Source organism: Methyloversatilis discipulorum (assembly GCF_000527135.1).
GTDB classification, from domain to species: Bacteria; Pseudomonadota; Gammaproteobacteria; order Burkholderiales; family Rhodocyclaceae; genus Methyloversatilis; species Methyloversatilis discipulorum.
Window position 1 is genome coordinate 424221 of the sequence record NZ_AZUP01000001.1, and the last position, 26100, is coordinate 450320.

Here is a 26100-nt window from a genome sequence, read left to right on the forward strand (position 1 = left end):
TCAGACCCGCCACCTCCCCTGTATGACGCCTGCCGCGCGCGCGGGCGTGTCGTAATGTCGATGCGTCCCCGCCAGCGGCGCGATATGCTGGGCCGCTATGCTCAGGCATGAGGTGCAGCATCCGTGCGTCCGCTCAAGTCCCGTTTTTTCCTGTGCGTCTTTCTGCCTTGCCTGCTCGCGCTGTCTTTCGGCGCGTCCGCGGCCAGCGCGGCGGGCACGGTCCGCCTGGTCGCTGCCGAACTGTCGCCGTACATCGGTCCGACGCACGCACGCGAGGGCTATGTTGCAGAGCTTGTCCGTAGCGCGTTTGAGCGCGTCGGCTACACGGTGGATATCCGCTTCTATCCGCCGGCGCGCGCGCGCAGCGTCGCCGCATCGGGGCAGGTCGATGGTCTGCTGCCGGCGCCTGACACCGGTTCGCTGGAGAGCGAGTTCGTGCTGTCGGCGCCGTTTCCCGGCGCCAACGGCGGCCTGCTCAAGAAGCGGTCGCTCGCCATTCCCTATCCGGCCGACGCGGTTACACGACCGCTGGACACGCTGCGCCAGCTGTCGCACCTGCGCTTTGGCGCAGTGCGTGGCGCATCGGTGTCGGCCGCCTTCGACGGCGCCGATTTCCTCAAGCGCGAGTACGTCGATCGCGATCTGCAGAATCTCGACAAGCTGGCGCTGGGCCGCATCGATCTGATGGTGGTCGACAAATTCCGCGCCAGCGATCTGATGATCCTGCACCGGCCGCACCTGATCGGGCAGCTCGAATTCCTGCGGCCACCGCTGTTCCGCAGCGATTTTCATGTCGCCTTCTCGCGGCGCGCGCCGCGGCACGAGCGGCTGCGCGCCGACTTCAACCGCGGGCTGTCGGCACTGGTGCGCGAAGGGCGCGTCGAGGACATCCTGATGCGGCACGGACTGAGCGTGCGCAAGCCACAGGCCTCGGGGCGCGACGTGATCACGGTGGGCACGGTCAACAATCCGGACATGCTGCTGCTGAAGTCGCTGTCCGCCGAGTTCACGCGCCAGAACCCGGGCGTGCAGATCGAATGGCGGGTGCTGGACGAGAACTCGCTGCGCACGCGTCTGATGACCGATCTGGCGATTGCCGATGGCCAGTTCGACGTGATGACCATCGGCTCCTACGAAGCGCCGCTGTGGGCCGCGCGCGGCTGGCTCACGCCTTTCCGCGATCTGCCGGCCGCCTACCGCGTCGGCGACCTGCTGGCGCCGGTGCGCGACAGCCTGTCTTTCAGTGGCGAGCTGTATGCCTTGCCCTTTTACGCGGAGAGCTCGATGACCTTCTACCGGCGCGATCTGTTCCGCGCCGCCGACCTCGTCATGCCGGCGCAGCCGACCTATAACGAAATCCGGCAGCTGGCGGCGCGGCTGCACGATCCGGCCAAGGGCATCTACGGCATCTGCCTGCGCGGGCGCCCCGGCTGGGGCGAGAACGTGCCGGTGCTCACGACCATGGTGAATACCTTCGGCGGCCGCTGGTTCGACCCGCTGTGGCGACCGGAAATCGACAGCGCACCGTGGCGCGAGGCGGCGTCGCTGTACGTCGATCTGCTGCGCCGTTACGGACCGCCCGACGCGCACCTCAACGGCTTTCCGGAAACGCTCGACCTGTTCGCCCGCGGCCGCTGCGCGATGTGGATCGATGCCACGGTGGCGGCCGGCATGCTGTTCGATCCGCGGACCTCGTCGGTTGCCGCCAGCCTCGGCTTTGCGCCGGCGCCGGTCGAGCGCGTCCGGGACGGCGCGAACTGGCTGTGGGTGTGGTCGCTTGCGGTGCCTGAATCGTCGCCGAACAAGGCGCTGGCACGCCGCTTTGTCGAATGGGCGACGTCGGCCGATTACGTTCGTCTGGTGGCGGCGCGCCGGGGCTGGGTCACGGTGCCGCCGGGCACCCGGCAGTCGACCTACGATGCACCCGGCTATCGCGACGCCGCGGCCTTCTCGCGTTTCGTGAACGAAGCCATCGCCAGCTCGCACACGCGACTGCCGGGGCGCCACTACAGCGGCGTGCAGTGGGTCGGCATCGCGGAATTTCCTGCCATCGGTCATGCCGTCGGCACCGAGCTGGCGCGTGCATTGCAGGGCGAGCAGGACGTGGATACCGCGCTGCGCAGATCGCAGGCCGAGGTGACGCGGTTGATGCGCGATTCGGGTTACCTGAAGCCCTAGCCGCCCGCGTCCGCTTCGCCAGCGCTGATCGCGGCACGCAACTGCGCCAGCTGCAGCAGGGCGGCGTCGAAGTCATAGCGCTCCATCGCACGCGACATCTGCCGCAGTGCTGGCAGGATGCCGGCAGGCTGGGGGCGCGCCAGCAGATGGGCGATCGCGTCCTGGGCGTCGCTGTCGTTGCTGCTCAGCAGGGCGTGCAGCCTGTCCAGCTCGTCAGCCGACGGAGGTGCGGCCGATCCGGCGCCTGCCTGCGTCTTCATCGCTTCGACGGTGGCGACGAACACCGGCGTGCAGTCCGTCATCGCGGCATCGATCGCAGCCGCATCGCCACCGCGGCAGGCGATTTCCACATCGCCCAGCGCCGCAGTCAGGGCACGTGCGCCGACCGCCGCCGCGCTGCCCTTGTGCCGGTGCGCCAGCTGTCCGAGGGCATCGAAGTCGCCACCGACCCACGCCTGCTTCATCTGCCTCTGCGCAGCGTCCGCGCTTTCGAGGAACATGCCTAGCACGCGTCGATAGGTCGCCATTGCGCCGTTCATGCTGCGCAGCGCGGCAGCGGTGTCGAGCAGCGGCGCGGAGCCGGCCGACTGTGCAGCGCTGTCCGCTGCCGGCTCGGCCGGCGGCACGCTGCCCAGCCAGCGAGTCAGCGTGCGCAGCAGTTCGTCGACATCGACCGGCTTGGTCACGTGATCGTCCATGCCGGCCGCACGTGTCTGTTCCCGTTCCCAGGGCATTGCACCGGCGGTCATCGCGATCACAGGAAGCTTGTTGAGCCGCTCGCGACGGCGGATTTCACGCGTCGCTTCGAGTCCGTCCATCACCGGCATCTGCACGTCCATCAACACGCAGTCGAAGGGCTCCGCGTCGAGCCGTCGCAATGCTTCGGCACCATTCTCCGCGACAGTGACCTGGACACCTGCGCCGGTCAGGATTTCAACGCCCAGTTCCTGGTTGATCGGATTGTCCTCGACCAGCAGCACGCGGCGTCCGCGCAGCGCGTCGCTGCGGAAGCTGCCCGGGGCGTCGCCACTGCCGCCCTCGGCGGCGACCTGATGACCGAGCGCCGAAACGATGGCGGCGTAGAGCGACGAGGTGCTGGCCGGCTTGGTGAGCACTCCGGCGATGGCCAGACCGGCGCCGGCATGCTGCAGGTCATCCGCGCCATAGGCGCTCACCATGACGACGGCCGGCGGATGCGCGAGATCGTCGCACGACTGCACGCGGCGTATCAGTTCGATGCCGTCCATGCCCGGCATCTTCCAGTCGCACACCAGCAGCGCGAACGGTGGCCGGCTGCGCAGCAGTTCGAGCGCTTGCGGGCCTGACTGCGCGCGCTCGGTGCTCAGTCCCAGGTGTTCGAGGTCGCGGCAAAGGATCTGCAGCGCTTCCGGATTGTCGTCGACCACCAGCACGCGACGCTTGTGCAGTGCCGACGGCAGCGTACGCAGGGCACTGTCCGGCAGCTCGCCGGTTTCGAAGCGTGCGGTGAAGGTGAAGGTACTGCCCTGGCCTTCCACGCTGTGCACGCTCAGAGTGCCGCCCATCAGCTGGGCCAGGCGCCGGCTGATCGCGAGGCCGAGACCGGTGCCGCCGAAGCGCCGTGAAATCGAGGTGTCGCCCTGCATGAAGGGGCGGAACAGGCCGCCCAGCTGATCGGCAGTCATGCCGATGCCGGTATCGCGCACGCCGAAGGCCAGCGTCGCGTGCTGGCTTTCGCGCGCAATGACGCGGCACGACACCAGCACCTCGCCGCGCTCGGTGAACTTGATCGCGTTGCCGGCCAGATTGGTCAGTATCTGGCCCAGGCGCAGCGGGTCGCCGACTAGCACCGGGGGTACGTCGGGCGCGACGTCGAACAGCAGGTCCAGGCCCTTTTCCTCGGCGCGCAGCGACACCACGGACAGCAGCGATTCGAATACGCGGTCCAGCCGGAAAGGCACCGATTCGATGGTGATCTGGCCCGCCTCGACCTTCGAAAAATCGAGAATGTCGTTCAGGATGCCCAGCAGCGCGACCGCCGACGCGTTGGCCTTGGCCACGAAATTGCGCTGCTTCGCGGTCAGTTCGGTCTGCAGCGCCAGCCGCGTCATGCCGATCACTGCGTTCATCGGCGTGCGGATTTCGTGGCTCATGTTGGCCAGGAACTCGCTGCGCGCCTGCGCCGCACTTTCGGCGGCGAGCCGCGCGGCGATCAGGGCTTTTTCCGCTTCCCGCCGCGGCGTGATGTCGATCGAGAAGGCGATGTAGTGCGCCGCACCGCCGCCAGCCGGCGGATCGAAATAGATGCCGATCTCGACCGGCACGACGCGACCGTCGCCGCGCCGCGCATCGGCCTCTATCCGTGCCTGGCCCTGCGCGCGCAGCGCCGGTTCGAGCGCGCTCAGGCGTGCGCCTGTGAAGTCGTCGATCACGTTGTGTGCCGGCATGCCGAGCAGGCGTTCGCGCGGGTAGCCGTAGAGCGTGCAGGCGTGATCGTTCACATAGCTGAAACAGCCGCTGGCGGCGTCGATCCACTGGATCGCGACGCCTGCATGATCGAGCGCGAACTGGGTTTCCTCCAGCCGCCGATTGGCCGCTTCGAGCTCAGCCGTGCGGCTGGATACCAGTTCTTCCAGATGATCGCGGTGGCGCGCCAGTTCCTCTTCGGCGCGGGTGCGGTCGGTGATGTCGTTGAGCACCGTGATGTTGGGGTCGTCGGCCAGCATGCCGCCGATCTCGACGATCTTGCGGCTGCCGTCCTTGCAGGTCACCACGTAGGGACGGGCGCGCACCAGTCCGGACGCGCCTTGGGCGCTCACCAGTTCCTGTCCCCAGGTCTGCAGGACTTCGGCGCGATAGGTCGGGTCGGGATAGGCCAGTCCGAACCAGGTGTGCGCGTCCGGAATGTCGTCGAGCGTGTAGCCGAAGGTGTCCACGAAGCAGTCGTTCACGTACAGGATGCGGCCGTCGCGATCGAACAGGCTGATCGGCAGCGGCAGCAGGCGGATCACTCGCCGGAAGCGCTCGTTCGAGCGCTCGAGCTCGGCATTGCGCGCTTCGAGTTGCGTCACCATGGCGTCGACCGACTTGGTCAGGCCGTGCAGTTCGCCGAGGAAGCTCAGATCGCCCAGCGCGGTGGTGGAACGACCGTGCCGCGCCACTTCGTCGGCATGGCGCTCGACCAGGCGCAGGGGCTGCAGCACCATGCGCTGCAGCGCGATATAGAGCGCCAGCGTCAGCACCACATCGAGCAGCACGGTGAACAGCACCATGGTGGCCAGTGCGCTGCGCAGATCCTGGTCGACGAAGCGCGGACTGCCGATGACGCGTACCTGACCGATCCGCTGTTCGCCGAAGCTCACCGGCTGCTCGGTAACGAACAGGCCCTTGCTGTCGATGTCGCCATCGACCGACTGCAGTTCCCAGTCCTGGTTGCGCTGCAGTGCGAAACGTGCGGTGTCCAGCTGCACGACGACGCCATAGATCGAGCGGTCGCGCATGCGGCTTTCCATCAGCTTGCGCACCTGCTCGTATTCGAGATTCCACGCCGCCGGCGCCAGTCCGACCGCGAGCTGATCGGCGGCCAACTCGATCGAGCGCTCGAATTCTCCATGCTCGGCGACGCTGTACGCGCGATAGGCCAGCGCGCCGACCGCTGCCAGCAGCACCGACACGGTGGTGACGATGAGCACGATCAGCAGTCCTGCGATCGATGTCGGTCGGCGAAGCGTCATCGTTCACATGCACCTGTGCGGCGTGCGGTCGGCAATGGCGTCGATCGGCTCATCTGTCCAGTATGCCTGCGGATTGCTTGCGCGACGCTGACGGCATGCGCGCCGCCGAAGTACGGCCGGGCTAGCTCCGGTGGCGACGCCAGTGGCGCACGCTGATGACGATCAGCGTCACCGCCGTCAGTGGCAGCGCGATGGTCTGCATCACGAACGCGTAGTCGGCGAGCGCGTCGTGGTCCTTGGCGGCCAGGATCAGATACAGCGTGTAGGCACAGTAGTAGGCGAAGAAGAGGCCACCCTCCCAGCGCGCGATCAGGTTGCCGGTGGCGAAGATGGGCAGGCAGGCGAGGCTGACGGCCACCATGACCGGAATGTCGAAGGACAGCATGGCCGAACCGAGCGCCAGGTCGTCCGGTGCGACCACGGCGGACAGGCCGAGCGCACCCAGCAGGTTGAAGGTGTTGCTGCCGACCACGTTGCCGACCGCGATGTCGCGCTGGCCGCGCAGTGCCGCGGTGATCGACGCGGCGACCTCAGGCAGCGAGGTGCCGGCGGCGACCACGGTCAGACCGATCACGGTATCGCTGATGCCCAGATGACGGGCGAACACGATGGCGGCGTCGACCATCAGGTTGGAGCCGAGCACCAGCAGGCCCAGACCGCCGGCGATCAGGGCAAGCTGCACCGGCAGCTTGGCGTCCCAGGCTTCGGGGTGGGCAGCGATCTCCTCGCTGTGCAGACTTTCCGCGTATTCCTCGCCCAAGCCGGCGTTCTGGCGGCGGCTCTGCACGATGAGGAAGGCGGTGTAGGCGATCAGCAGGCCGAACAGCAGACCGCCCTCGGTACGCGACAGGCCGCCATCCAGCGTCAGGCCGGCGAACAGCAGCGTGGCGCCGATCATGATGGGCACTTCCTGCCGTATCAGCTGCTTGTCGACCAGCAAAGGCGTGATCAGCGCCGACAGTCCGAGGATGAACAGCACGTTGAAGATATTGCTGCCCACCACGTTGGCGACCGCCATATCGGTCTTGCCGGCCCAGGCCGACTGCACCGACACCGCCATTTCCGGCGAACTGGTGCCGAAGGCGACGATGGTGAGGCCGACCACCAGCGGCGAGATGCCGAAGGACAGGGCCAGTTTCGAGGCGCCGCGCACCAGCAGTTCGGCGCCGGCGATCAGTGCGCCCAGACCGAGCGCGAACAGGAGCAGGGTGGTCATGTGTGAACGATGTCGGTTGAAAGCGGCGCTTCGACCGCAGACGCGCACAGGGGTTGCAGCGCCGCGCGCCAGCGCGCGAGTTTTTCCTGCGCACCCATGCCCGCGTGCGCAGGGCTGGTCGAGGGCAGGCGCAGCAGATCCAGCGCCCGCACAGGGGGTCGCAGATGCGGCATCACGTCGCGACGGAAGTGCTTTTCTGCCGTGCCGCCGTTGAAGGCGATGCGCACGATGCCCGGGTGCGCATCGAAAAAGGCGGCAAAGTCGTTGGCCTGCGCGCTGCGGACGTCGATCGCGGCGTCCAGGCTGCCCGCGCGCTCGCAGCTTTCCAGCACGTCCCACAGCGCAATGCCGGCGCCGGTCAGTGCGCGCAGCCGCTCGGCGTAGGGCAGGTCGGGACCGGCGCCGAACAGCGCGCCCATGATGGGCCAGAACTGGTTGCGCGGATGGGCGTAGTAGCGCTGTGCGGCCAGTGAGGCGACGCCGGGCATGGAGCCCAGTATCAGGATGCGCGCGGTGTCGGGATCGGCCACCGGCGGAAAGCAACGCACCCGCTCGTTCACGGCGATCAGCGATTGAGTACCGCGGCCAGCTCGCGCCGGTAGCGGCGTACCCGTTCGTCGTTCGAGCCAAGCAGCGCAAACAGGTCGAGCAGGGCGCGACGACCGGCGTCGTCCTCGAAGCTGCGGTCGCGACGGACCACTTCGAGCGCCTGTTCCATCGCTTCTTCCCATTGTTCGCGCGCGGCGAGCTCTGCAACGAAGGCGAGACGGGCGCTCAGGTCGCCCGGGTTGCGGGCGATGCGGGCGGCGTAGTTCTCGTCGCCATCGCCCGGCTGGCGGCGCGCGATGGCGATGCGCGCGTACAGCGTGCCGATGCGGGCGCGGTCTTCCTGCTCATAGGGCAGTGCGTCGAGTGCGGACTGGGCGTCGTCGAGACGGCCGAGCGCGATCAGCGCCTCGACCCGACCGAGCACCGCCGGTTCGAAGCCGGGGTCGATGGCCAGCGCGCCCTGGAACAGGCCGAGCGAGGCGGTGGCGTCGCCGCGGGCGAGTGCGGCCTGCGCCTCTTCGAAAGCGGACAGGGCGGGCGAGGGCAGCAGCGCGTCCATGAAGTCACGCAGTTCGCGGTCCGGCAGCACGCCGGTGAATTCGTCGACCACCACGCCGCCGACAAAGGCCTTCACATTGGGGATGCCGCGCACGCCGAAACGGCGCGCCAGTTCCGGGTTGTCGTCGGAATTGATCTTGGCCAGACGCACCCGGCCGGCGTAATCGGCGGCCAGCGCCTCCAGTCTGGGGGTCAGGGTGCGACAGGGCTGACACCACGGCGCCCAGAAGTCGACCAGTACCGGCATGCGCTGCGATACGTCGATCACGTCGCGCTGGAAGTTGGTCAGGTTCGCGTCGATCACATCGGGTTGGGGGACAACTGCGGACATCGTGCTTCGGCTCCTTTTCGCGCGGCGCTCGCCGGCCGACACGCCGGTCGGTGTCCCGGTGCAGTGACCGGCCGAGCATGCCGCAGGTGCAGATGCTATTGCGAAGCGGGCGTGTTCCGCCAGTTCGGCGCGTCCGACAGCCGCGGGTGGTGTTCTCCTACATGGCGCGCCGCGACGTCTTACGCGCCGCCAGTGCCGCCGGGGCTAGGCTGAAGTCATCGGGGCGCGGCCCTGCTTGTGCTGCCTCTGAAACATCCGACTGCCTCGTTTGCCGGGGCTTTCATCAAACGAAATAAGGAGTGCCTAATGAAGACTCAAGCCCGATTGCTGACCGTACTGTGTTCGATCGCCTTGACCGCGTTCTCGCTGCCTGCGGCATCCGCCGACGTCGAAGACCGCATCGAGGCGCAGACCGAGGCCCAGTACGACGCGGCGAAGAAGCGCGCCGACATGGATTACGATGCGGCGAAAACCCGCTGCGATGCGCTGGATTCGAGCGCCAAGAAGACCTGCGTCAAGGAAGCCAAGGCCGCTCGCGAATCTGCCATGGCCGACGCCAAAGTGAAGCGCAAGGCCGGGGAGGCGCGGGCCGACACGGCGGAGGACCGTCTCGAAGCCCAATACGCGGCCGCCAAGGCACGTTGTAATGAAATGAGCGGCAACGCCAAGGATGCGTGCGTCGAGCAGGCCAAGGCCCGCTTCCAGCAGTAAGCACGCAGGGGCAGCGGGCGGGGCGAACCCGTATAATCGGGTTTTATCCGCGCACACAGGTGCGCGGCCCACTTCCCCGCTGTCCTTTCATGGCCCATCTCCTCAAGCTCTGCGGCTCGCCCGCATACTCCGCCGCGCGTCTGGCGCGCCTGTCCGACGAATGCCGCACTGCGCTTCCCAAGCTGCGCGAGCTGACCGCTACCCAGTATTTCTTCGTTGAATGTACGGCGCAGCCGTCGGCTGACGAACTGAACAAGCTGTGTGCGCTGCTCAATGCGCAACCGGCAGCCGCCGTCGAAGGCGATGCCCTGCTGGTGACGCCGCGTCTGGGCACGATTTCGCCGTGGTCGTCGAAGGCAACCGACATCGCCCGCAACTGCGGGCTGGACGGCGTGCAGCGCATCGAGCGCGGCGTGCTGTACGAGCTGGAACTGGCGCGCGGTCTGCTGGGCGGTGGCCCCGACGAGGCCGAGCGTGCCGCGCTGGCGGGCTTGCTGCACGACCGCATGACGGAATCGGTGCTGAGCTCGCTCGACGACGCCGAGGCGCTGTTCAGCCACGTCGCACCACGCCCGCTGGTCAGCGTGTCGCTGGCCGACGGCCGCGGCTCGCTGGAGCGCGCCAACGTCGAACTGGGCCTGGCGCTGTCGGACGACGAAATCGATTACCTGCTGGACGCCTACACCAAGCTGGGCCGCGATCCGACCGACGTCGAGCTGATGATGTTCGCGCAGGCCAATTCCGAGCACTGCCGGCACAAGATCTTCAACGCTAGCTGGAACATCGACTACGCGACGCAGGACATGAGCCTGTTCGGCATGATCCGCGAAACCCATCGCGCCACGCCGCAGCACACCGTGGTCGCCTATTCGGACAATGCAGCGGTGATCGAGGGCGCCACCACGGCGCCGGTCGACCGTTTCTACCCGGACCGCGATGGCCGCTGGGGCTGGCATTCCGAACCGATGCATTTCCTGGCCAAGGTTGAAACGCACAATCACCCGACCGCGATTTCGCCTTTCCCCGGCGCCGCCACCGGTGCCGGCGGCGAAATCCGCGACGAGGGCGCGACCGGCCGTGGCGCGAAGCCCAAGGCCGGTCTGGCCGGCTTCTCGGTGTCCAACCTGAACATCCCCGGCTTCGAGCAGCCGTGGGAGCGTGTCGACGGCGAGCTCTACGGCAAGCCGGAGCGCATCGCCTCGGCACTGCAGATCATGATTGACGGCCCGCTGGGTGCGGCCGCCTTCAACAATGAATTCGGCCGCCCCAATCTGGCGGGTTACTTCCGCACCTTCGAACTGCCCTTCATGGGCGAGATGCGCGGCTATCACAAGCCCATCATGATCGCCGGCGGCATCGGCAACATCGCCGCGCGTGACGCGCTGAAGATCGAGTTCCCGGCCGGCACCAAGCTCATCGTGCTCGGCGGCCCGGCCATGTTGATCGGCCTGGGCGGCGGAGCGGCGTCGAGCATGACCACCGGCACCAATACCGCCGACCTCGACTTCGCGTCGGTACAGCGCGGCAACCCTGAGATCGAGCGCCGCGCGCAGGAAGTGATCGACCGCTGCTGGCAGATGCAGGAGGACAACCCCATCCTCGCCGTGCACGACGTCGGCGCCGGCGGCCTGTCGAACGCACTGCCCGAACTGGCGCACGGCGCCGGTCACGGTGCCTGGTTCGATCTGCGCGCCATCCACAGCGAAGAGTCGGGCATGAGCCCGGCCGAACTGTGGTGCAACGAATCGCAGGAGCGCTACGTGCTGGCGATCGCCCCTGAGCGCATCGATGAATTCCGCGCGCTGTGCGAACGCGAGCGCTGCCCCTTCGCGGTGCTCGGCGAAGCGACGCCCGACGGCCAGCTCACGGTGGCCGATCCGCTGTTCAACAGCAAGCCGGTCGATATGTCGATGGACGTGCTGCTCGGCAAGCCGCCGAAGATGCACCGGACGGTGCAGCGCCGTCCGGCCTACGCGCCGCCGATGGACGTCGCCGGCTACGACCTGAAGGACGCCGCCTACCGCGTGCTGCGCATGCCGGCGGTGGCGAGCAAATCCTTCCTGATCACCATCGGTGACCGCTCGGTCGGCGGTCTCACCGCGCGCGACCAGTTCGTCGGCCCGTGGCAGGTGCCGGTGGCCGACGTCGCCGTCACCACCGAAAGCTTCACCGGCTACCGCGGCGAAGCGTTCGCGATGGGCGAACGCACGCCGGTGGCGCTGCTCAGCGGCCCGGCTTCCGGCCGCATGGCCATCGGCGAGGCGATCACCAATCTGGTCGCCGCCGACGTGCGCAGTTTCGAGCGCATCAAGCTGTCGGCCAACTGGATGGCAGCGGCCGGCCACAAGGGTGAGGACGCCGCGCTGTTCGACACGGTCAAGGCGGTGGCGCTCGACTTCTGCCCGGCGCTGGGCCTGGCGATTCCGGTCGGAAAGGACAGCCTGTCGATGAAGACGCGCTGGACTGAAGGTGAGGCGCAGAAGGAAGTGGTGTCGCCGCTGTCGCTGGTCATCACCGCCTTCGCCGGCGTCGAGGACGTGCGCAAGACGCTGACGCCGCAACTGCTGATCGACCCGGAAATCGATACCGAACTGCTGCTGCTCGACCTCGGCCAGATGAAGAACCGCCTCGGCGGTTCGGCGCTGGCGCAGGCCTACGGCGTGGTCGGCGAACACGCGCCGGACGCCGACGCCGTGCTGCTCGGCCGCTTCCTGCCGGCGATCAACCGCCTGCGCGACGCCGGTCTGGCGCTGGCCTATCACGACCGCTCGGACGGCGGCCTGTTCGCCACGCTGTGCGAAATGGCCTTCGCATCGAAAGTGGGCCTGTCGATCAATCTCGACACGCTGGCTTACGACCCGCTGCTGGTCGATGTCGATTCGCTGGCCAAGAAGCCGGACGCGGTGCGCGGCCGTTTCAACGACCGCACCTTCACGGCGCTGTTCGCCGAAGAACTGGGCGCGGTGATCCAGATCCGCGTGGACCAGCGCTCGCAGGTGATGGACATCCTGCGCGAGGCGGGTCTTTCAGGCGTCACGCACGGCATCGGCAGCCCGAACGACCGCGACGAAATCCGCCTCTGGCACAACGCCAAGGTCATCTTCAGCGAGCCGCGCGCCGAACTGCAGAAGGCATGGACCGAAACCAGCCACCGCATTGCACTGCTGCGCGACGACGCCGACTGCGCACGCGAGGAATTCGCGCTGCTCGACGACAAGGCTGACAACGGCCTGTTTGCGGCGCTCACCTTCGAGCCGCAGGAGGACATCGCAGCACCTTACATCAGCCGCGGTGTGCGCCCGCGCATCGCCATCCTGCGTGAGCAGGGCGTGAACGGTCAGGTCGAGATGGCGGCCGCCTTCGACCGCGCCGGCTTCGACGCGCAGGACGTGCACATGTCCGATCTGATGGCCGGCCGCGTCAAGCTGGCCGACTTCAAGGGCCTGGCGGCCTGCGGCGGCTTCTCCTACGGCGACGTGCTGGGCGCGGGTTCCGGCTGGGCCAAGTCCATCCTGTTCCACCCGGAACTGCGCGACGCCTTCGCCGCCTATTTCGACCGTGAAGACACCTTCGCACTGGGCGTCTGCAACGGCTGCCAGATGATGAGCCAGCTGCGCGACATCATCCCGGGCGCCGCGCACTGGCCGCGCTTCGAGCGCAACCGCTCGGAGCAGTTCGAAGCGCGCTTCACCATGGTCGAGGTGGCGGATTCGCCGTCCATCCTGTTCCGCGGCATGTCCGGCTCCAAGCTGCCCATCGTCGTGTCGCACGGCGAAGGCCGCGCGGTGTTCGACGACGAACAGGCGCAGTCGCTGGCGCAGGTCGCGATGCGCTACATCGACCACGACGGCGCCATCGCCACGCGCTACCCGCGCAACCCGAACGGCTCGCCGGCCGGCATCACCTCGGTCACCACCGACGACGGCCGCGTCACCATCCTGATGCCGCACCCGGAACGCGTGTTCCGCACGGTGCAGATGAGCTGGCATCCGGCGCACTGGGGCGAAGACAGCCCGTGGATGCGCATGTTCAGGAATGCGCGGGTGTGGGTGGGTTGATCCACACGTCGATGCAGTGAAAAAGCCGGCCGCGAGCCGGCTTCTTCTTTTCGCGGCTACTTCAGCACGGTACTTCACTGGACCGCGCCGAGGACGAGTTCAGCAGGGCTGCTGAACGTCACTCGCGCTCGAACTCGTTCTTCTCGATTTCGCGGTCGGTTCCGTGGACTCCATGGCCGTTATTGGGAAATGGCGCATCGAGAAGGCGGAACCTGAGAAGCGGAGTGATCGGCGTTGACAAACGCCTGTAGTCGATCAAATCTGAGCCCGAGATACCGATGTGCGAGGACGCAATCTGGAGTGGAAGAGCGGTTCCCCCTTTACGCTCATGAGCCCGAATCGTCCCTGAAGCGGTCGATCTGGTGCATCCGCTCGTGCAGGATGGTGACGATACCGATGTCACCATTCGCGAGCACGCGCCAGTAGACGAAGTGCCGTTCGTAACGGAAGTAATAGCCTTCGATGCCGAAGTCGGCCGGGATGGGCCGGGACGCTGTGCGACGGGTGGCGATGCCGTCGAATGCCTCGAACAGACCGGTGATGTAGCGGTCGGCCTGTTCGGTACCCCAGCGATCGCGCGTGTAGCGGTAGATTTCGTCGATCCGCCAGGATGCCGCCTCCTGAACGAGGACCTTGGTCACGTCCTCAGCCCTTGTTGCGCGCGATGACCTCGGCGGCAGTCAAGGGTTGATAGGAGGACTCGGGCGCCGAGAAGGCGTGGGCAAGTTCGGCCCGCAAGCGCTCGAAGGCATCCTGCTCCTTGCGTGCCTTGTCGCGACGGATCAGGTCGCGCACGTACTCGCTTACGTTTTCGTAGTCGCCGTGCTCACCGACGTTGGCGGCGACGAATTCGCTCAGCGCTCCGCTGAGGCGCACCGTCATGGTGGTGGTCGTCGTCCGCGACATGGCTGACTCCTGAAATAATCTTGTGTTCAAGTTACTCAAAGTTGAATACAGCGGCAAGCGTTGGATGACCTTTTATGCGCTTTGCGCTGATCGGTTGTGCAAGGCGCTCAGGTCTTTCCTTCCTCGGCCATCGCCTGTGCGTCCGCGATCAGCGCCTCGAAGGCGAGGGCGGCGGGGCTGATCGGGCGCTCGGGCAGGCGGATGCGGTAGAGCGTGCGCTGGATCGCTGCGCCGCCCGGATGCAGGCGACGGATGCGGCCGAGCGCCAGCTGGTCGCGGGCGCAGATGCGCGGCACCATGCCCAGACCGCGGCCGGCGGCCACGGTCTGCACGATGGCTTCGTTGCTGCCCACCTCTATCGTGCGCGCTGGCGTCAGCCCCATTTCGTCGAGCACGCGGTCGGTGGCGGCACGGCTGCCGGAACCGCGTTCGCGCACGATCCAGCTGTGGTCGGCCAGATCGGCCGGGCGCAGCGCGCCACCTGGCGGCAGTTCGGCGTCGCGTGGCGCGATGATGACCATTTCGTCGCGCCGCCAGATGCGGCGGTTCAACCGCGCGTCGTCCACGTCGCCTTCGACCAGCGCCACGTCGACCCGGCAATCGAGCAGCAAGTCGGCGATCTGCCGGGTGTTGCCGCTGATCACCTGCAGTTCGACCTGCGGGTGGCGGGCGTGGAAATCGACCAGGAAAGACGGCAGCCAGTAGGTGGCGATGGTGGTGCTGGCGCCTATCGTGAGCCGCCCGCGTTCGAGCGAACTGTAGGCGCGGATGGTTTCGGTCGCCTCTCGTTCGAGCGCCAGGATGCTGCGCCCGTATTCATAGAGTGCCCGACCCGATTCACTCGGCCGGAAGGTCTTGCCGCGGCGGTCCAGCAGCACCGTTTCGAGCTGGGATTCGAGTTCGCGCACCGCTTTCGACACGGCGGGCTGCGTGATGTCCAGCGCCTCCGCTGCGCGCGAAAAGCTCTGGACCTCGACGACCTTCACGTAGATGCGCAGAAGATGCAGGTTCATGCATTACCCAAGGTAATCGATCAGTGATTTGCATGATATAGAAGAATGAATGGCGCGCCGCTTACGCTGCACTCACTTTCTTGCAGCCCGCGACGCATCCATGAATTCGACCACCGCCCTCACTGCTTCCAGCCTGCCGACCGGCCTCGTCGCGTCGGTGGCCGTTGCGGCTGCCGCGGCGGCGCTGTCCGCCGTGCCGGGCGTGTCGGCGCACGGCTTCGGCTGGCTGCCACTGGCGGTGGCGCTGGGCATCGTGGTCGGCAATCTGTGGCCTGCGCTGCCGACGCGCGGCGCCGACGGATTCCGTCTGGCGCGCGGCACGCTGATGCGCGCCGGCATCGCGTTGTACGGCCTGCGCATCGGCATCGACGAACTGGGCAGCGTGGGCTGGAGCGGGCTGGCGATGGCGCTGGTCATCGTGCTGAGCACGCTGGCACTGGCCCTGACGCTGGGACGCCGGCTCGGTCTCGACACCCAGGCGGCGGTGCTGATCGGCTGCGGCAGCGCGATCTGCGGTGCGGCGGCGGTGGCGGCTGCCGACAGCGTGATCGGTGCGCGCGCGCGCCATGTTTCGGCGGCGGTGCTGGCGGTGGTCGTGTTCGGCACGCTGGGCATGTATCTGTTGCCGCTGCTGCGGCCTCTGAGCGGTCTCGACGATCTGTCCTTCGGCCTCTGGGTCGGTCTTTCCGTGCATGAGCTCGGCCATGTCGTTGCCGGTGCAGCGGCGGCCGGACCCGAGGCGGCGGCCGGTGCGCTGGTCGAAAAGATGATGCGCGTGATGCTGCTGGCGCCGGTGGTGATGGTGATCGCCGCCGGACTGCGTGCGCCGGGCGCCACGACGCTGCGCAGCCCAGGCGTGCCGCTCTTTCTGTATGGCTTCGTCGCGATGATTACGCTCAACGCGTCCGGACTGCTGCCGTCATGGCTGCAGGCGGCCGGCGCCGAAACGGCCCAGGCATTGCTCGCCGTCGGTCTGGCGGCGCTCGGTGCCAACACCCGGCTGGCCGACATGGCGCAGGCCGGCTGGCGCGTGTGGGCACTGGCGGCACTGCTGTGGCTGTGGCTGCTGCTTGCCGGCTTCGGTCTGGTCAGCCTCGGAGCACTGGCATGAACGCACGCAAGCAGGGCATCGCGGAGGCCGGCGCACCGTGCCGGGCTGTCGTAGTGCTGCGCATGAACGGCTGCGCACCCACGGAAGCCTCGACCGCAAAGGGTTTGACGACGGGTGCGCTGCACGTGCGCGAGCTGGTCCGGCTTTTGCTCGACATGACCTGTCATGACAGGTTGGGTGCGGGCGCTGCCGAATTCGCAGGCGGTCCGTCCCGCCGGGGAGAACCGATTGGATGCTTCGCTGCTGAACACGCTGTGGCCGGACCGCGCGCTGGCGAGCTGGTCGGTGATTGCCGGCGCGGTGATCGCCGGCGGCGTGCTGCGCGGCATGACCGGCTTCGGCGCGGCGCTGCTGATGGCGCCACTGCTCTCAACGGTGGCGTCGGCGCGCGACACGCTGTGCATCGTGACGCTGCTGAACGCGCTGCCGCTGACGCATGCACTGGCGCCGTCGGTGCGCCGGCTGGTCGATCACCGGGTGCTGCTGCCCATGCTCGGTGCGGCCTGTGCCGGCATTCCACTCGGGCTGTGGCTGGTCAGCGTCCTGCCGGCGCGGCTGTTCGGTCAGGTGATCGGCGTCGCGGTGATCGCCAGTGCTGCGGTGCTGCTGACCGGCGTTCGGCTGGTGCGCGGTCGCAGTCATGCTGGATCCCTCGGAGCGGGTCTGTTCAGCGGCGTGCTGACCGGCTTTGGCGGTGTCGGCGGACCGCCGGCGATTCTCTATCTGCTGGGCGTGGAAACCGACAGCCACCGGGCGCGCGCCAGCTTCCTCGTCTATTTCGGCTGCCTCTATCCGCTGGCGCTGATCGCCATCGTGCTGTCCGGCTTGTTCGGGCTGTCGCTGCTGCTGCAGGGGCTGTTGCTGGCGCCGCTTTTTCACGGCGGCGGACTGATCGGCGAGCGGCTCTACCGGTGGCTGGATCCGCGGCATTTCCGTCGCGTCGTGCTGTGCCTGCTGATGGCGACCGGTGCGCTCGCGGCCTGGCCGGTGCATGCGGTCGCACTGGTGCAGGGCACTGTGGCGGTGCAGCAATGCGGTGCATCCGACAGCCGGTTCTGAACCGGTCTTTCGTCGAAAATCGCAGTCAAATCAACGATTTCTGAACGTGTTGTGCGGAGCGAAAAAATTGGCACTGACTTTGCATGACATGACCCGTCATAACAGGTTCTTGAACAGGAGCTCGAACATGGCACCCCACCGCAAGCAGATCGCGCCCGCGGGCGCGGCGGAGGTCGAGGACGCGCTGTCGCCGGTATCGCAGATGCCGCTGTACACGCAGATCCGCGAAATCCTGCGCCGGCGCATTCTCGACGGCAGTTACCCGCCGCATTCGCAGATGCCGTCGGAGAGCCAGATGATGTCGGCATTCGATGTCAGCCGCATCACGATACGGCAGGCACTGGGCGACCTGCAGAAGGAGGGGCTCATCTTCAAGGTGATGGGCAAGGGCAGCTTCGTCGCCAAGCCCAAGGCCTTCCAGAGTCTGTCGCGGCTGCAGGGTTTCGGCGAGGCGATGTCCACCTCCGGCTACGAAACCTACTCGCTGCTGCTCAGCGCGAAACAGGTCGCCGCCAGCGCCGTGGTGACGCAGCGACTGCAGCTGAAGCCGGAAGCGCCGGTGTTCGAAATACAGCGCCTGCGCTACCTGAACCGCGAACCGATCTCGGTCGACGTGAGCTACTTCCCGCCGGACATCGGCGAGCGGCTGACCCAGGAAGACCTGGCCACGCGCGACATCTTCGTCATTCTCGAAAACGACCTCGGCCGCAACCTCACGCACGCCGACGTGCAGATCGAGGCGATCTCCGCCGACGAGTCGCTGGCCCGTCATCTCGACATCGCCGAGGCCTCGCCGCTGCTGCGCATCGAGCGCCTGACCTGGGCCGACGACCGGCCCATCGATTTCGAATTCCTCTACTACCGCGGCGATGCCTTCCAGTACCGCCTGCGCATAGACCGAAGTTGATCCACCGCTGGAAAGCAACGCAGGAATTCTTCGTTCGCAACGGCGCGCCCTGGCGCGACAGTGCAGCCCCAAATCAAGGAGAGAACATGAAACGCATCGACATGGAATTCGACCTCGTCGTCATCGGCGGTGGTACCGGCGGCCCGATGGCCGCAGTCAAGGCCAAGGAAAAGAACCCCAAGCTGCGCGTGCTGCTGATCGACAAGGCCAACGTGAAGCGTTCGGGCGCCATCTCGATGGGCATGGACGGTCTCAACAACGCCGTCATTCCCGGGCACGCGACGCCGGAGCAGTACGTCAAGGAAATCACCATCGCCAACGACGGCATCGTCGATCAGGAAGCGGTGATGGCCTACGCCGCCAACAGCTTCGACATGATCAACGAACTGGACCGCTGGGGCGTCAAGTTCGAGAAGGACGAAACCGGCGACTACGCGGTGCGCAAGGTGCATCACCTGGGCAGTTACGTGCTGCCGATGCCCGAAGGTCACCACATGAAGAAGATCCTCTACCGCCAGCTGAAGAAGGCGCGCGTCGAGGTGACCAATCGCGTCGTCGTCACCCGCGTACTGACCGGCGAAAGCGGTGAAGTGGTCGCGGTGATGGGCTTCGACTGCCGCACCGCCGACGTCTATGTCATCCGCACCAAGGCGGCGGTGCTCAGCACCGGCGCGGCCGGCCGCATCGGTCTGCCGGCCTCCGGCTACCTGATGGGCACTTACGAGAACCCGACCAACTGCGGCGACGGTCACGCGATGGCCTATCACGCCGGCGCCGACCTGGCCAACCTCGAGTGCTTCCAGATCAACCCGCTGATCAAGGACTACAACGGTCCGGCCTGTGCCTACGTGACCGGTCCGTTCGGCGGCTTCACCGCCAACTCCAAGGGCGAGCGCTTCATCGAGTGCGACTACTGGAGCGGCCAGATGATGATGGAGTTCTACAACGAACTCGAAGGCGGCAACGGCCCGGTCTTCCTCAAGCTCGACCACCTCGCCGAGGAGACTATCAGCGAGATCGAGCACATCCTGCACACCAACGAACGCCCGAGCCGCGGCCGCTTCCACGAAAAGCGCGGCAACGACTACCGCAAGCAGATGGTCGAGATGCACATCTCCGAGATCGGCTTCTGCAGCGGCCACAGCGCGTCCGGCATCCACACCGACGCGCGCGGCGCGACCTCGGTGCCCGGCCTGTATGCCGCCGGCGACTGCGCCAGCGTGCCGCACAACTACATGCTGGGTGCCTTCGTCTATGGCCGGCTGTGCGGCGAGAACGCCGCCGCCTATTGCGCCGAGCATGGCCTGGGTGCGGTCAGCGCCGGCGACGTGGCGGCAGAAGAGGCGCGCATCCTGGCGCCGCTCGGCCGTACCGACGGCCTTACGCCTTTCCAGATCGAATACAAGACGCGCCGCCTGGTGAACGACTACCTGCAGCCGCCGAAGATCACTCGCAAGTACGAAATCGCGCTGCGCCGCTTCGACGAAATCCGCGAGGACACCGAAGCCATGTTCGCCTCCAACCCGCACGAACTGATGCGCGCGATGGAAGCGCATTCCATCCTCGATTGCGCCGAAATGGCCGCGCGTGCCTCGCTGTTCCGCACCGAGAGCCGCTGGGGCCTCTACCACTACTTCGTCGATCACCCCGAGCGCGACGACGAGAACTGGTTCTGCCACACGCTGCTGAGCAAGGGCGAGGACGGCCGCATGCAGATGCGCAAGAAGCCGATCGAGCCCTACATCGTGCCGATCGACGAAGAGGAACGCAGCGCCTATCAGCGCCTGCGCGTCGCCCGCAACGCCGAAGCCGCCTGATTCCACCGACACATTCATCAAGGAGTTCGCCATGACCATCGCTGCTACGCCGACCCAGGTGCCGGTAAGTGTCGACAACGACAAATGCATTGCGGAGAAGGGCTGCACGGTGTGCGTCGACGTCTGCCCGCTCGACGTGCTGGCCATCGACATGCTCACCAAGAAGGCCTTCATGAAGTTCGACGAGTGCTGGTACTGCCTGCCGTGCGAAACCGACTGCCCGACCGGTGCGGTCAGCGTGTCGATTCCCTATCTGCTGCGCTGAGGAGCCGACGATGGATACCCTGACCTGTTCCATGGCCGAGCGCCTGGAAAGCCCGGACGCCGAAGTGCGCCGGCTGGCGGTGATCGACCTGCCCTACGGCGACGAGGACGACATCGTGCCGTTGCTGCTGCCGCGGCTGAAGGACGTCGATGCCACCGTGCGGACCGAGGCGGTGCGTGCGCTCGAGGGCTACGAGGACACCGAGGTGGTCGAGGCGCTGGCACCGATGCTGCTCGACGAGGACGCCGCCGTGCGGGCGGCCGCTGGCGAGGTGCTGTCGGAACTGAAGGAAAGCGCTTCTGCAGCGCCGCTGATTCCCTTCCTCAGCGGCCACTCCGCCGAGGTGCGCATGCTGGCGCTGCGCGCGGTGCGGGCGTTGCGCGTCGATGCCGCCTTCGCGCCGGCGATGGAGGCGCTGCAGGACAGCGACCCCGCGGTGCGGCGCGAGGCGGTCGGCGTGCTCGGCTATCTGCGCAAGGCGGAAGCGGTCGGTGCGCTGGCCGAGATCGCGGCGCGCGACCCCGACCCGGAAGTGCGGCGCATCGCCATCGGTGCCATCGGCTATTCGACCGAAGTGAGCGTGCTGCCGTCGCTGACCCGTGCGCTGACCGACGTCGCCTGGATGGTGCGCGACGAGGCAGCGCAGACGCTGGGCAAGCTGCGGCTCGCGCTGGCCGCGCCCGACCTGATCCGCGCGATGCAGGATGAATACTGGCAGGTGCGCGTCAAGGCGGCGCGCAGCCTCGGTCTGCTGAAGGCCGCGGCTGCGCTTCCGGCGCTGGTCGAGGCGCTGGCCCACCCGATAGGCAACCTGCGCAAGGAAGCGGCCATCGCCCTCGGCGAACTGGCCGACCCGCGCGCCATCCCGGCGCTGGAAAAGGCGCTCGACGATGCCGACCCGGACGTGCGCAAGCTGTCCCGCCTCGCGCTGACCGCCATTTCTCTGGCCCAGAAATAGGGAGAACACCATGACCTTCGTCGTCACCGAAGCCTGCGTGCGCTGCAAGTACACCGACTGCGTGTCGGTCTGTCCGGTCGAGTGCTTTCACGAAGGGCCGGAATTTCTCGTCATCGACCCCGCGGCCTGCATCGACTGCGGCGTCTGCGTTCCGGAGTGTCCGGCCGAGGCGATCTTCGCCGAGGAGGACCTGCCGGCCGACCAGATCGAGTTCGTCGCCATCAACGCCCGCCTCGCCACCGAATGGCCGCTGATCACCGCGGCGCGCGATCCGCTGCCCGAGGCGGACGAATGGGCCAACGTGAAGGACAAGAAGCATTACCTGTTCGAGAGCGCCTGAGCGCCGGCCAGCACACCGCAAGCACGCAGCAAATCTTCGATTCATTCATTGAACTGACAGGAAGAGGTGAAGCCATGAACGTAATGAAGAAGACCCTGGGTCGCGTCACCGGCACGACCCGCGCATTGCTGCTCGGCGCAGCGCTGGGCAGCTGTGCCACCGGCGCACTGGCCGAGGTCGTCACCGTCGGCATCGGCACGCAGAACACGACGACCAACACGGTGACCGGCGGCATCATCATCAAGGAACTGGGTCTGCTCGAAAAGCACCTGCCGAAGACCGGCAAGTACAAGGACATCCAGTTCAAGTTCGAGTGGCAGAACTTCACCTCCGGCCCGCCGGTGACCAACGGCATGGTGGCCAACACGCTGCAGATCGGCATGATGGGCGACTACCCGCTGCTGGTGAATGGCGCCACCTTCCAGGCCAGCCCGGAAACGAAAAGCCGTCTGATTGCGCTGATCGCCTACAACGCCGACGGCGCCGGCAACGGCATCGTGGTGCACAAGGATTCGCCCTACTACCAGCTGTCCGACCTGAAGGGCAAGAAAGTGTCGGTGCCCTTCGGCTCGGCTGCGCACGGCATGCTGCTGAAGGCGATGGAGGACAAGGGCTGGAAGAGCGATGTCTGGGAACTGTCGAGCCAGAGCCCGGAGGTCGGCACCTCCAGCCTGCAGGAGAAGCGCATCGACGGTCACGCCGACTTCGTACCCTTCGCCGAGCTGCTGCCCTACCGCGGCTTCGCGCGCAAGATTTTCGACGGCGTCGAAACCAAGGTGCCCACCTTCCACGGCGTGGTGGTGCGCGAGGACTTCGCGAAGAAGTATCCGGAGTTCGTCGTCGCCTACATCAAGGCGCTGATGGAGGCGAACGAGTGGGTGCGCAAGAATCCGGTCGAGGCAGCGACCAAGATCGAGGAGTGGACGCGGGTCGAGAAGGAAGTGGCCTACATGTTCCTCGGCCCGGGCGGCGTGCATACGCTGGACCCGACCATCAAGCCGAAGTGGATCGAAACGGTGAAGTACGACCACGGCGTGCTGCAGCGCATGGGCCGGGTGAAGGAATTCGACGCCGACGCGTGGGCGGACGAGTCCTACCTGATGCAGGCCTACAAGGAACTGGGTCTCGACTACGCCAAGCAGAAGGCGAGCTTCGCCAGCTACGAAATCTCCGGCACCGACCCTCTGTGCGGCGGCAGCATCGACAAGCCGCGCGAAGCCGGTGAGGTGTGGATCGAAGGCGGTGCGCTGACCGCCTACAAGTCGGCCGAATGCACGCTGGCGGCGGTCAATGCGGCGACCAAGACGGGCAAGAAGGTGGGTGTGGCCTTCGTGTTCGACCAGAGCTTCAAGATCAAGCTGTTCGCCGACAAGGCCTTCTATTCGCTGGGCGGCAAAGGAAGTGCGGCCATCACGCCTTTCCTGCTGAAGAAGGATGCCGAGGCGCATGCCGCCGCCCATGGCGGAAAGCTGGGCAGTTACGCCGATGCACTGGCCATCGCCACCGTGAGGAAATGAGCCATGTCGACCGTCATGAGGATGCACACGATCGATGACGCCGCCCCGCCGGATGCCATGCCGGCCGACGCCCCCGCGCCGGTGCGCGCGGTGGCGCCGGTCGCGGTGCCCGGCGGGGCGCCCGCCGCCCCGGCCGTCGCCGCACCGCCCCGGCTGACGCCGGCGCAACGGCTGGGGCGCACGTTGCGCCGCGAACTGCCCACCTGGGCGCTGGGTGCCCTGTCCATCGTGCTGCTGATCGGCTTCTGGCACCTGGCCACCACCTACCGCTGGGTGTTCTACATCCGCTTCACCAACGTGCCGGGTCCGGTCGAGGTATTCAGCGACGCGCTGAACCTGTTCGGCAACAAGGGCTTCACGACGCACGTGATGCTGAGCCTGCGTCGCATCATGCTGGGCTTCGCCATCGCCACCGTGCTCGGCGTGACGCTCGGCTTGCTGATCGGGCGCTACCGTCAGGTGCGCAGCCTGCTGTTCCCGGCGATGGAAATCCTGCGCCCGATTCCGGCCATCGCCTGGGTGCCGATCTCCATCATGCTGTGGCCGACCACCGAAACCAGCATCGTGTTCATCACCTTCATCGGCGCTTTCTTCCCCATCCTGCTCAACACCATGCACGGCGTGGCGTCGATGGATGCGGTGCTGGTGCGGGCGGCGCGCTGTCTCGGTGCGACCGAGTTCGCGCTGATGACGCAGGTGGTGCTGCGCGGTGCGATGCCGCACATCTTCACCGGTCTGGCGGTGGGCATGGGCGTGGCCTGGGTGTCGCTGATCGCTGCCGAGATGATTTCCGGTCAGTACGGCGTCGGCTACTTCACCTGGGAGGCGTACTCGCTGATCGAGTACTCGAACATCGTCATCGGCATGCTGGTGATCGGCGTGCTGGGCCTCGTGTGCAGCGGCGGCATCCGCCTGCTCGGCCGGCTGCTGATGCCCTGGCAGGCAAGCAGCGGAAAGGAGAACTCGCGATGAACGCATCGACCGTACAGACCCGATCGGCCACCGGCCACATCGACATCCGTGACGTGAACATCCGCTTCACACAGAACGGCGTGCCCTTCGACGCGGTGAAGAACGTGTCGCTGGACGTGAAGCCGGGCGAGTTCGTGTCCATCGTCGGACCGTCCGGCTGCGGCAAATCGACGCTGCTGAACATCGTCGCCGGCTTTCTGCGCGCCGACGAGGGCACGGTCACCGTCGATGGCCGTGCCGTCACCGCGCCGGGTGCCGACCGTGGCGTGGTGTTCCAGCAGTACTCGCTGTTCCCCTGGCTCAGCGTGCGGCAGAACGTCGAGTTCGGGCTGAAGATGCAGGGCGTGAGCCGCAGCACGCGCGAAGTGAAGGCGCGCACGCTGCTCGGCCTGGCCGGCCTGCTGTCCTTCGAGAACCACTATCCGGACCAGCTTTCGGGCGGCATGAAGCAGCGCGTCGGCATCGTCCGCGCGCTGGCCACCAGCCCGCAGGTGATGCTGATGGACGAGCCCTTCGGCGCGCTCGATTCACAGACCCGCGTGGTGATGCAGGAAATCCTGACCAATATGTGGCAGCAGCTGCAGCTGTCGGTGCTGTTCATTACGCACGACATCGAAGAAGCCATCTTCCTGTCGGACAAGATCTACGTGATGACCGCGCGCCCCGGCCGCATCAAGGCGGAAATCCCGGTGCCGTTGCCGCGTCCGCGCACGCCGGATATGACCTCGTCACCCACCTTCCTCGCGCTGCACCGCCAGCTGAAGGCGCTCATCCGCGAAGAGAGCCTGGCGGCGATGGGCGGCGAGCTGAAGGAGGGCGGGCTGGCCGGCCACGACTGGCACGTCGGCGCCGAAGGCGTGGGAGCGATGCTGTGAATGCGCTGCCGCGGTCGGTCACCGTGCACAGCGCGTCGCGCCTGCTGTGCATCGAATGGGACGACGGCAGCGAGAGCGCATTGCCGCACGCGCTGCTGCGCGCCCGCTGCCGCTGCGCCTTCTGCACGAAGGCGGCGCGCGCCGGTGCCGTACCCGAGGATTGCAGCGGCGTCGTGCTGACCGAGGCGCACGCGATGGCGGACGCCGGCCTGAACCTCGTGTTCTCCGACGGCCACCGGCGCGGCATCTATCCGTGGGCCTATCTGCGCGAGCTGGAGGAGGGCGTGTCATGAAGGTGCTGGTGGCGGTGAAGCGCGTGGTCGATCACAACGTGAAGGTGCGCGTGCTGGCCGATGGCAGCGATGTGGACATCGGCAGCGCCAAGCGGGCGATGAACCCGTTCGACGAGATCGCGGTGGAGGAGGCCGTGCGGCTGAAGGAGGCCGGCGTCGCCAGCGAGGTGGTGGTCGTGTCCTGCGGCGTCGCCGCCTGCCAGGACACCTTGCGCAGCGCGCTCGCGATGGGGGCGGACCGCGCCGTGCTGGTCGATACCGCGGCCGAACTGCAGCCGCTGGCGGTGGCCCGTCTGCTGCACGCGCTGTGCGAGCGTGAGCAGCCGCAACTGGTGATCTGCGGCAAGCAGGCGATCGACGACGACGCCGGCCAGACCGGCCAGATGCTGGCGGCGCTGCTCGACTGGCCGCAGGCGACCAACGCGTCGAAGCTGCTGCCCGGTGACGGCCAGATCGAAGTGACGCGCGAGATCGACGGCGGCAGCGAAGTGCTGGCGCTCACCTTGCCCGCCGTGGTCACCACCGACCTGCGACTGAACGAGCCACGCTTCGTGTCGCTGCCCAATCTGATGAAGGCGAAGAAGAAGCCGGTCGACAGCGTGACGCCCGAATCGCTGGGCGTCGACGTCGCGCCACACCTGCGCACGCTGCGCATGGCGCCGCCGCCGACGCGTGCACCGGGCGTGCGCGTCGACAGCGTGGCCCAACTGATGGAACGCCTGCGCGCCGAGGCGCAGGTGATCTGAGGAGAGA

22 protein-coding genes are annotated in these 26100 nt (G+C 67.0%); 15 read left to right on the forward strand and 7 right to left on the reverse strand.

All coding sequences use genetic code 11. From position 1 onward, the window contains the following. Nucleotides 1-123 precede the first annotated feature (123 nt). The gene (locus tag METFAM1_RS0101960) at nt 124-2178 is read left to right on the forward strand and encodes an extracellular solute-binding protein (protein ID WP_019917828.1); all 2055 of its coding nucleotides are present in this window, start codon (nt 124-126) and stop codon (nt 2176-2178) included. Here METFAM1_RS0101960 and METFAM1_RS0101965 read toward each other — a convergent pair. From METFAM1_RS0101965 to METFAM1_RS0101980, 4 genes are all read right to left on the reverse strand, one after another. Further along, nucleotides 2175-5891 (reverse strand): response regulator, encoded by a 3717-nt coding sequence (locus METFAM1_RS0101965; protein ID WP_019917829.1) that lies wholly within the window; start codon nt 5889-5891, stop codon nt 2175-2177. The two genes, METFAM1_RS0101960 and METFAM1_RS0101965, sit on opposite strands and share 4 nt — an antisense overlap. A 121-nt stretch (nt 5892-6012) precedes the next feature. Beyond that, nucleotides 6013-7107 carry a calcium/sodium antiporter gene (locus METFAM1_RS0101970; RefSeq protein ID WP_019917830.1) on the reverse strand — a complete coding sequence of 365 codons (1095 nt, stop codon included), beginning with the start codon at nt 7105-7107 and terminating at the stop codon, nt 6013-6015. Further along, entirely contained in the window at nt 7104-7667 is a 564-nt protein-coding gene (locus tag METFAM1_RS0101975; protein ID WP_024300381.1) for a DNA-deoxyinosine glycosylase, read from the reverse strand. The genes METFAM1_RS0101970 and METFAM1_RS0101975 overlap by 4 nt, the downstream gene beginning before the upstream one ends. Before the next feature lie 5 nt (nt 7668-7672). After that, nucleotides 7673-8545, reverse strand: a complete 873-nt coding sequence (locus METFAM1_RS0101980) for a tetratricopeptide repeat protein (RefSeq protein WP_027490990.1) — start codon at nt 8543-8545, stop codon at nt 7673-7675. A 306-nt stretch (nt 8546-8851) separates the two neighbouring features. On the opposite strand from METFAM1_RS0101980, the gene METFAM1_RS0101985 reads away from it, so the two are divergent. Both METFAM1_RS0101985 and purL read left to right on the forward strand, forming a co-directional pair. Continuing rightward, nucleotides 8852-9256, forward strand: coding sequence for a hypothetical protein (locus METFAM1_RS0101985; RefSeq protein WP_019917836.1), 405 nt, complete (start codon nt 8852-8854; stop codon nt 9254-9256). Nucleotides 9257-9345: 89 nt separating this feature from the next. Beyond that, nucleotides 9346-13314 carry a phosphoribosylformylglycinamidine synthase gene (purL, locus tag METFAM1_RS0101990; protein WP_019917837.1) on the forward strand — a complete coding sequence of 1323 codons (3969 nt, stop codon included), beginning with the start codon at nt 9346-9348 and terminating at the stop codon, nt 13312-13314. A 326-nt stretch (nt 13315-13640) separates the two neighbouring features. On the opposite strand, the gene METFAM1_RS0101995 is transcribed toward purL, so the two are convergent. From METFAM1_RS0101995 to METFAM1_RS0102005, 3 genes are all read right to left on the reverse strand, one after another. After that, complete coding sequence (locus METFAM1_RS0101995; protein WP_019917838.1) at nt 13641-13955, reverse strand: type II toxin-antitoxin system RelE/ParE family toxin; 315 nt, start codon at nt 13953-13955, stop codon at nt 13641-13643. 4 nt (nt 13956-13959) lie between these two features. Then, nucleotides 13960-14220 carry a ribbon-helix-helix domain-containing protein gene (locus METFAM1_RS0102000; protein WP_019917839.1) on the reverse strand — a complete coding sequence of 87 codons (261 nt, stop codon included), beginning with the start codon at nt 14218-14220 and terminating at the stop codon, nt 13960-13962. 107 nt (nt 14221-14327) lie between these two features. Further along, entirely contained in the window at nt 14328-15233 is a 906-nt protein-coding gene (locus tag METFAM1_RS0102005) for a LysR substrate-binding domain-containing protein (protein ID WP_019917840.1), read from the reverse strand. A 100-nt stretch (nt 15234-15333) separates the two neighbouring features. On the opposite strand from METFAM1_RS0102005, the gene METFAM1_RS0102010 reads away from it, so the two are divergent. The 12 genes from METFAM1_RS0102010 to METFAM1_RS0102065 all read left to right on the forward strand — a co-directional run bounded on the left by METFAM1_RS0102010 (nt 15334) and on the right by METFAM1_RS0102065 (nt 26093). Then, nucleotides 15334-16344, forward strand: coding sequence for a YeiH family protein (locus METFAM1_RS0102010; RefSeq protein ID WP_019917841.1), 1011 nt, complete (start codon nt 15334-15336; stop codon nt 16342-16344). Between the two features lie 228 nt (nt 16345-16572). Continuing rightward, a complete protein-coding gene (locus tag METFAM1_RS0102015) occupies nt 16573-17403 on the forward strand; it encodes a sulfite exporter TauE/SafE family protein (RefSeq protein ID WP_019917842.1) in 831 nt (276 codons plus the stop codon). 127 nt (nt 17404-17530) lie between these two features. Next, nucleotides 17531-18310: a GntR family transcriptional regulator gene (locus METFAM1_RS0102020; RefSeq protein WP_019917843.1), complete on the forward strand. Its 780-nt coding sequence runs from the start codon at nt 17531-17533 to the stop codon at nt 18308-18310. An 86-nt stretch (nt 18311-18396) separates the two neighbouring features. Next, nucleotides 18397-20127 (forward strand): fumarate reductase/succinate dehydrogenase flavoprotein subunit, encoded by a 1731-nt coding sequence (locus METFAM1_RS0102025; RefSeq protein WP_019917844.1) that lies wholly within the window; start codon nt 18397-18399, stop codon nt 20125-20127. A gap of 31 nt (nt 20128-20158) precedes the next feature. Continuing rightward, the gene (locus METFAM1_RS0102030; protein WP_019917845.1) at nt 20159-20392 is read left to right on the forward strand and encodes a 4Fe-4S dicluster domain-containing protein; all 234 of its coding nucleotides are present in this window, start codon (nt 20159-20161) and stop codon (nt 20390-20392) included. Nucleotides 20393-20402: 10 nt separating this feature from the next. Next, a complete protein-coding gene (locus METFAM1_RS0102035) occupies nt 20403-21350 on the forward strand; it encodes a HEAT repeat domain-containing protein (protein WP_019917847.1) in 948 nt (315 codons plus the stop codon). Nucleotides 21351-21360: 10 nt separating this feature from the next. Next, a complete protein-coding gene (fdxA, locus tag METFAM1_RS0102040) occupies nt 21361-21690 on the forward strand; it encodes a ferredoxin FdxA (RefSeq protein WP_019917849.1) in 330 nt (109 codons plus the stop codon). 74 nt (nt 21691-21764) lie between these two features. Next, the gene (locus METFAM1_RS0102045) at nt 21765-23207 is read left to right on the forward strand and encodes an ABC transporter substrate-binding protein (RefSeq protein ID WP_232419620.1); all 1443 of its coding nucleotides are present in this window, start codon (nt 21765-21767) and stop codon (nt 23205-23207) included. 3 nt (nt 23208-23210) lie between these two features. Continuing rightward, on the forward strand, nt 23211-24179 hold the full coding sequence (locus METFAM1_RS0102050; protein ID WP_019917852.1) for an ABC transporter permease: 969 nt from the start codon (nt 23211-23213) through the stop codon (nt 24177-24179). Beyond that, nucleotides 24176-25054, forward strand: a complete 879-nt coding sequence (locus tag METFAM1_RS0102055) for an ABC transporter ATP-binding protein (protein WP_019917853.1) — start codon at nt 24176-24178, stop codon at nt 25052-25054. The genes METFAM1_RS0102050 and METFAM1_RS0102055 overlap by 4 nt, the downstream gene beginning before the upstream one ends. Further along, nucleotides 25051-25347 carry a DUF971 domain-containing protein gene (locus tag METFAM1_RS0102060; RefSeq protein WP_019917854.1) on the forward strand — a complete coding sequence of 99 codons (297 nt, stop codon included), beginning with the start codon at nt 25051-25053 and terminating at the stop codon, nt 25345-25347. Before METFAM1_RS0102055 ends, METFAM1_RS0102060 begins: the two co-directional genes overlap by 4 nt. After that, nucleotides 25344-26093 (forward strand): electron transfer flavoprotein subunit beta/FixA family protein, encoded by a 750-nt coding sequence (locus tag METFAM1_RS0102065; RefSeq protein WP_019917855.1) that lies wholly within the window; start codon nt 25344-25346, stop codon nt 26091-26093. Before METFAM1_RS0102060 ends, METFAM1_RS0102065 begins: the two co-directional genes overlap by 4 nt. Nucleotides 26094-26100 lie beyond the last annotated feature (7 nt).